This is a genomic window from Streptococcus pseudopneumoniae (assembly GCF_001072665.1).
GTDB classification, from domain to species: Bacteria; Bacillota; Bacilli; order Lactobacillales; family Streptococcaceae; genus Streptococcus; species Streptococcus pseudopneumoniae_S.
This window is the reverse complement of the sequence record NZ_JVJI01000101.1, coordinates 1-8,195: the sequence shown is the minus strand read 5'-3', so window position 1 is coordinate 8,195 and position 8,195 is coordinate 1. Positions and strand designations below refer to the sequence as shown.

Here is an 8,195-nt window from a genome sequence, read left to right as displayed (position 1 = left end):
TGGCAATCGTATTCAGATTAAACGAAAACAATTTGAAAAAATTATAGATACATTGGACGCAATGAATAGTTTACACTAAATATAAAAAAAAATTATAAAATAATTATTTTTTAAAATAAGAGGAGAACTCATATTTTTATTTAACAATGAATATATCACACTAAACCAGATAGAATATACAAGTTAATTTGTACCGAAATTACTATATATTATAAGAAAAATAGAAACTCTAAAGCATTCTGTACACTTTAATTTTAATTCATCTCTTTTTGTTTCTAATACAGAGTATTGAGACTGGATTATAAGCACATCAACAAAAAACTCTATTCAAACCTACCTTTGAATAAAGTCTTTTAACTATCTAAAAAGTTCACATTTTATGCTTATTTATGGAGTTAATGAAGCGCCAACTAAATCCTAGAACCAACATCAGATTGATGAAAAAGTACACAGCCGTAAAACTAGTTAAACCATGTTGTCTGATATCATCAAAATATAAACTAGGTTCAGTAAAGAACAAATAAATTCCATAGACCTCCACGAAAATAAGGAAACTGACAAAACCAATCAAGAAAAGTCCACTGGCAATAAGAAAGAGTCTCCATAAAAGAATGAGAATTCCTCCTACTGCTAAAAAAATTACTGGGATAAGGAGTAAATCATTCATGACTTTCTCCTTTCTAGTCAATCAATTGACGATAATGGGTGGCAAGAGAGGAATCAAACTCTTCTAGTTTTTGAACCAATTCCAGATAGTCCTCTTTTTCATATTCTTCAAAGTCCACACCTCGATGATTCTGAAGAGCGATTTCCAATTGGCTAGTAAGTTCTCGTTTGGAAAAGCTGTAATCCCCTGTCACTTCCTCATAATGTTCCTTTAACTCCTTGTAGGCTTGGTATTCTTCAGGTGTTTGAAATCCCTGTACCAAAGCCTCTTCTAATTGATAATAGGTATCTTCCATCATAATCGTTACCTCGTTTCTTTCTATCTTTATTTTACCGCGCTTTTCTTTTCTTGTCCGCTATTTGTATCTATTTTTTAATCCAATTCAAAAGAAAGTTGTTCTTGCTTTTCTTTTCCTTTTTCGTGGAATTGTCTTAAGGCCTGATCAATAATATCTAAATCCGTTTCTGTTTCAATCAATGGCGCGAGTACATCGTATTCGGCCTTTTTTGTTTGATAATCCTCTTCCTTTGGAAAATTTTTCTCAATTTCAACTTTAGCAGTAGTCAATTTATCCTGTAATTCATCCAATAAATTCTGAGTTTTCACTTTGTCCTCTTTAATGTGATCAATCGTATGCTGAAGCCTTTGAATTGTCCCCAAAGGAGAATACAAATCTAAACTGACAGAATACTGATTTTCTCCTACAATCTTAACAGAAAAGGTTTCAGGAAGAGGTTGATTTGTTGGAAGACTAAGCATTTTAATGTCAAATCCTCGATAACTGGCTAGGGTTCGGAATTCTTTGCTGTCAGCTTGATTATGACGGATAAGACGGTGTAGGGATTCCCCTGCTTCAGCTCGTTGCTCAAAAGCTTGCTTACCTACCGTCATAGAAAATGCCTGGTCTTTCGACATTTCAGACTGTTGAATGTCGCCTTCATACTTGCTTAATCGTTTCTCAAGAATAGGTATATTTTCTTCACAGTAAGAGATTGTATGACTATAGTGATCCTTGCTGCGTTGAAAGGCGCGTCTTTGATTTTCTAATAGAGTTAGATCATTCTCTAGTTCCATCTTATATTTGAGATAAGGATTACCTGTTGCTAGTGCCTTAAAATCAGAAGCTGTCATGGTCTGTTCATCAATGTCTTCTGCAGCACGAATCGGCTCCTTAGAAGTCATAATCTGCTTAATATAACGGAGTTTGTTCTCCTGAGTTGCCCATAGATAATTATCAAACGAACCTTTGCTAATATAGTGGTAAATATCCACTTCCTTGTTTTCATTTCCTTGTCGGATAATCCGTCCATTGCGTTGCTGAATGTCACTTGGTCTCCAAGGGACATCCAGGTGATGAACTGCTTTCATCTTGCTCTGAACATTTAAACCTGTTCCTCCTTTTTCAGTTGAGGCAAGGAGAATCCGCACCTCTCCTGCATTGACCTTTCGAGACAAACTATTCTTCTTTTCATCACTATTGGCATCATGTACAAAGGCAATTTCCTTACTAGGGATTCCTCTATCAACTAATAATACCTTAATCTCAGAATAAACATCAAAGCCATTATCTTTTTTCTTAGGTGTTCCAATATCTGAAAAAATCATCTGAGTAGCCTTATTTTCCATTCCCTCACGATAAATTCTCTCAACATTATCAACTACCTGAAGCAGTTTATGATTGTCTGCTAGACTATAGCTAGAGTCCAATAAACGCATATCAATAGCTAGTTTCCGTGCCTCACCTGTTATCTTTAACATGTTATCCTGGCTCGGATCAACTGTTCCACATTTGACCATATCTGAACGCATAACCAATTCTTCTAAATAGAGTTTCTGGTTTTCAGTTAACTCACTCTCAATAGGGATAATATGAGCTTCTGGAACAGGTAAATCCAACATATCTTGTGTTTGAATGTCGGCTGTTTCTTTATAGATTTTCATCAACTCAGGTAGATTGACAAACTTTTTAAATCGTTTCTTAGGTTGGTACTTATCCCCTGTAGGAGCTAATTCCATAGAGTTTTGAATTTCTCCAAAAGCACCTACCCAAGAGTCAAAATAATCAACTTGATAGCGTTTTAAGATATCTGGTTGAATATAGTTCATCATAGTATACAACTCACTGATAGAATTGGAAACGGGTGTTCCTGTCGCAAAAACAATATTTTTAAAATCATGTTCTTCCTGAATCTGTCGAACCTTCATTTCCATATCCACGTTCTTCTTAGAGGTTGTATTGGTAATCCCTGCTACATTTCCAAGTCCCGTAATCGGACGAATATTTTTAAAGTGATGTGCTTCATCCACAAAGAGAAAATCAATTCCTAAGTTCTCAAAATCAATAAAACTATCACGATTAAAGCGTTGGAGTTCTTCCAATTGTTTCTCTAGACCACTTATTGATTGCTCTGCTTCTTTAACGGTATACTTATTTTCAGAATGCGTTTTAATCTCTCGTAGTTCATTGAGTTTATCCTCTATATAATTCATCTGTCTTTCCTTACTGACAGGGATTTTTTCAAATTGAGAATCCCCAATGACAATGGCATCGTAATCTCCTGTAATAATCCGTGACACAAATTGTTTTCTTCTCGCCTTCACAAAATCTTTCTTAGTAGTCACAAAGACTTTTTTAGTAGGGAAAAATTTCATGATTTCTTGGCCAAATTGAGCAGACAAACTAGAGGGCACTACATACAAGGGCTTATGAACCATTCCCAACTCCTTTAATTTAAAACCAGCACCAAGCATGGTCAAGGTCTTTCCTGAACCTACCTCATGAGCTAATAAGGCTCTTTTTTCTTCTACGATTCTTTGAATGGCATTCTCTTGGTGAGGACGAAGACTAATGTTTTGAGCCAAGCCATCAATGACTAGATGGCTACCGTCATACTCTCGACTAACCGTTCGATTATAAAGACGATTATAGCTTTCCTCAATGACTTGTTGGACTTCAGGATACCGTGAGACAAATTCTTGAAAGAGCTCTTGTAAATGCTGCTCTTTTGCTCTTAGAACAGAGGTTTTTTCCAAATCTGTGATGGTCTTTTTCTTTTCTCCTTCCGTAACAGTCATGGTAATCGTCGGTTGGTTCGAATTAAGTAAATTCTCAAAAATCTTTCTTCCTGTATCATAACGTGACCCACTAACTCCAAGACTACTATCTTTGGCGCTTGGATACCGATAAGCAAATGATGTCCTTAAATGAACTTGGCCATCGACAGGATTCACTTCAATGACTTGTTCAACATCTGGCGAAGACAATTCAAATTCACGATTGGTAAAACATTCAAAGGCAAATTTACCATAAACGGATTGAGGAATCCAACGTGACCCTATTTTAAACTCAATATCTGCCAGATGAATCCGTGGAGGACGAACAGATTCTAACAAATCTAAAGCATGAGTCCAGTCACATTCTTGATTGTTTTCCTCCACTAATAGTTGAACTACTTCTATCTTGTTGAGAATATCTCCTGACAAAAACTGGTTCTTAGAAAGATATTTTCTTTCCCCTCTTAAATAGCTTTCTGGATCCATTAAAATCTGGTCACCTAACTCATCTAAAATAGCAGCTTGGCTATGTTCGGGATAAATTGATACCATATAGTCTAAATCAACCCCTCTACCATCCGATAAACTGGAGTTTAAGGCATCTAAAGCTGTTGATACTCTTGTAATCACTTTCTCCGGCCTAACCAATGCTTTCTCAAAGGCTAAAGATTTTTTATATTTTACTTTCTGGTCTTTAGAATCGATGTATTCATCTTCTAAACTTGCTAGTAAAGAATACTTATCGTCACTATCAAATAAGTTCCGATTGACTGAGGCATTCAAGTATCCAAATTGACTTACAAAACGGTCATAGTTACGATTGAGTTTACTAAGTAATACCTGAAAATCTGTTCTACTATAATCTTGATGGCGTTGAATTTCAATTAAGGATTGATAGGTCTCTCTTAAATCAACCATTCCCTTAATGCGACTAATGTCCTTATCCGATAAGGGACTTTCATAAAAGACCGTTTTTTTGAACAAGCCCTTATATTTCCCTCTTTTACTCGCTTCTTCTGACTTGTATACATCTAGTGCTTCCTCATCTGTCAAATGAAGTTGCACGAATCGATCTATTTTATGTACAGACAAAGAACTGTCCCAGGCTCTAAAATCTCCCTTCTCGTCTACATAATAACTAATTTCGTCCACTTTTGAACTTTTCCGAATGCCATGCGTATCTCGGTAATAAATTTGATTTCCCTCATATCCAAAAGAATAGAGCGCTAAGTTCTCACGAATACGACTTGGGATAGAATGATCCACTTTTTCTTGGATAAAAACAGGTTCTTTCAAAGAATTGTCAATTGGTTTAGGTGCCTCCACATTCTCTAATGCTTCCATAATGTCAGTAGTGAATGTTTCTGATTCCCCCTTAACATTGAGGGTTCCTCCATTAAAATTACGAACCTCATATTCACCCAAAACTTGTGTATTGTATTTCCCATCAAAATAAGGATTGATCCAGACACGCTTATCCTCCTCAAAGGGAATAGAACCACTAAAAACAAGTTCCTCTTCATTAAGATTCTTTGCTTGATCCTTTTGAAAGAAGAGGAGATCTGTGGTCACTCGAGTACCTGCAATCGTTTTAAAAGCCGTATCCGGCAAACGAACACCCCCTAAAAAATGAGTGTTGGTTTTAATCTCTTGTAAGACATTATCTGTCCGCTTATCCATTGTCCCAATAGATGAGATAATCGACACTTGTCCTCCGTCTCTTACTAAATCAAGTGAGTGTTTGACAAAGTAATCATGAATCATATAAGGTTTATCGTAGTTTTTATCGGCAATGCGAAAATTTCCAAAAGGAACATTCGTTAAGACTAAATCAAAACTATTATTTTGATAGGGAACTTCTTCAAATCCTCGCACTTCAATATGGGTATTGGGGTGGAGTTGTTTTGCGATTGCGCCTGTCACGCTGTCTAATTCAACTCCATAGAGTTCTGACCTCTCTCGTATACTTCTAGGCATCGCCGCAAAGAAGTTCCCAGTCCCCATAGAAGGATCTAAAATCCTTCCTCCTTCAAAACCATCAGCCAGTAATTTTTGCCAAATCTGGCGAATAATCATTGGGTCTGTATAATAGGCTGTGAGAGAACTTTGTTTCATGGTCGAGTATTCTGATTTGCTTACTAAGCTCTTGAGAGTTAAACGTTCTGTTTCATACTTTGGATTGAGTTCATCAAAAAATTCATTGGCAAGGCCACCCCATCCGACATACTTGGCTAGTAGCTCTTGTTCTTCTGGATTCGCTTGTCGTCCCTCTTTTTCTAATCTTTTAACAAGATCAATTGCGGCGATATTTGTTTCAATTTTTTCTCGATTTGTCTTAGGGTAAAAGTCCTCTAAATCATCTGGAAAAACAAAATCTTGAACAGGGATATCCAACTCTTCTATACTTGAAATAAGTAGTGTTGACTCTGTTTCTTTATCCTTTTCCTTTTCATTATCATCTTCCAGATAGGAAAACAAATCTATTTCCTGGCTTTCACTTGGTGATTCAATCTCAATCTCTGAATCTTCTTTTTCAAGTTCTACAAGAGACAATACTTGTTCAATCTCTTCCAAACTGTTCAGGTATAAGATAGGATTTTCTTCAAATAACTGGTTGGAATCATTGAATAACTCTAGGCGAACTAAGTCATTTAACTGGGCATTTTCAATCGAAACCAACTGAAATACTTGACCTTTATAACTTACTTGTGAACCGATTGGATATTCCCTCAAAGCTTCTTCTACAATTTTATCTACTTTAGATAGGGAATGAACTTCCACATTTTCTTCTACCTGGTCAATATTATCTAAAGGTAAGACCGCTTCCGTTACTTGCTTAGATTTTTCGCTTATAGCCTTTACATCATCAAAATGAGTAATAATCTTCAGCTTTTGTGTCAGTGGTAGTTGTTGGTAGTTGTCTTCATGATGGACAAGATTTGTAACTGTATCTAAAGCAGCCATCAACTCTGAACCCAAATAGGCTAGAACTTCTCCCTCTTTTTCTTCAAAACGAATCTCAAGAACTTCTTTTTTAAGCTCTTTTGAGTCAACCATTAGAAGAAATTCCTCTATATCTCTACTAATGCGGTCAGATAGGTTATTCGCAACCCGATAGACATTGACTAAATTGACATTCTGATTCTGATGAAATACAAGCTCACTTAATGGTGTTAGCTTCTCTTTTTCAGATTGGATGTAAAATCGAGTGGAAAGGTTATAGATTGCGACTTCTAGCACCAAGTATTTCTCCCAACTACTTAATTGAGATAATTTATCTAGACCCGCTTGTCCAAAAGTTCTTGTGTAACTTTCTAAATCTTGGTCATTATTTTCAGAACTAGCCTCTAGGAAAGAAACAATATCTTGATCAAAAGAATAGACACGAGGCATCTCTTCTATCTTGCCCTCTTCAGTCAAAAAACTCTCTACCAAGTCCTGCCATTTCTCATCAAAATGTTGCGCTTGATAACGAAGGAATAAGTCCATTTTCTCTCTATCTTTGGGAATTGTTCCACGAAACATAGCCAATAATTGCATTACTTCCATTACTTCCATACTCGCTCCTTTCATCTATACGAAAATAGGAGAATCACATGATTCCCCTACAACTCTATCTCCATTTCAACCTCTTGAGGACTGGTTTCTAAATCACTAGACAAAAGAGAAACGGCATCTGTTCTCATGTAGTAAGTATATAAGTCTTCTAGGTCTTGTTGGTTTTCAATCCCTGTTTCAATACTAATCAGAGCCTGTATAAATTCCTTGTAGTGACTCTCCATCATATCTGAAATCTTTTGTTTCATTTCCATAAATACTGATGACGGTTCCGTTAGACTTGTTTGGTCTATGTCTTGTAAATCCTTTTCTAAGGGATTGGTTCCTTCTTCTATTTCCAATAAATCTGAACGACCATCACCATCAGAATCTGCGCTAAGAGGATTGGTTCCTAGCGCCAATTCTTGAGCATCAGTTAATCCATCTTGATCCGAATCACGTTGATAAATGGCTTCCATATACTTCCTTCTTTCCTAGTTAATCTTTTTTCACTCCAATCCTATCAAATATTCCTTGAAAGAAGTATCACAACAAAAAAAGAGAACGAGCCAAAACTGCGTTCTCCTTAAAATGTAAAACATTACTATTAAAGTAAAAAAGACGACTTACAGAACCTGTAAGCCACCTAGTCAGTCGGTTTATTCTGGTGTCTACCACCGCTTGGCCCTTGAGATTTCAAAAACTCATAAATATGTTTTGCTCATTCAAACTCATCCCCACCAAACTGACTAATTGCTGGTAAAATAGTAGTCTGAAGTTGAATGACTTTTGGGAAATAAAATTGAGGATTGACATACACCAATTTTTCTTTCTTGTTCTTATACTTTTGATAAGAAACTTTCAAACCTGTATTATCTGGTGTTTCACCGATAACATCACCCGTTAGAACTCTTGTCCCCTCAATCGCACGGCCATT

Annotated in this window: 4 protein-coding genes and 1 pseudogene; all 5 read right to left on the bottom strand. The window is 36.2% G+C overall.

What is annotated here, in order from left to right; translation table 11 throughout:
* Positions 1-370: 370 nt before the first annotated feature.
* Complete coding sequence (locus ADH52_RS05450; RefSeq protein WP_049510507.1) at positions 371-667, bottom strand: DUF5966 family protein; 297 nt, start codon at positions 665-667, stop codon at positions 371-373.
* A gap of 13 nt (positions 668-680) precedes the next feature.
* The gene (locus tag ADH52_RS05445; protein ID WP_044727588.1) at positions 681-965 is read right to left on the bottom strand and encodes a DUF5962 family protein; all 285 of its coding nucleotides are present in this window, start codon (positions 963-965) and stop codon (positions 681-683) included.
* A gap of 74 nt (positions 966-1,039) precedes the next feature.
* Complete coding sequence (locus ADH52_RS05440; protein ID WP_193389281.1) at positions 1,040-7,270, bottom strand: DEAD/DEAH box helicase family protein; 6,231 nt, start codon at positions 7,268-7,270, stop codon at positions 1,040-1,042.
* A 56-nt stretch (positions 7,271-7,326) separates the two neighbouring features.
* Positions 7,327-7,737 carry a thrombospondin type 3 repeat-containing protein gene (locus ADH52_RS05435; protein ID WP_049510505.1) on the bottom strand — a complete coding sequence of 137 codons (411 nt, stop codon included), beginning with the start codon at positions 7,735-7,737 and terminating at the stop codon, positions 7,327-7,329.
* Between the two features lie 245 nt (positions 7,738-7,982).
* A pseudogene (locus tag ADH52_RS05430) lies at positions 7,983-8,195 on the bottom strand (peptidase M23); the annotation flags it as partial.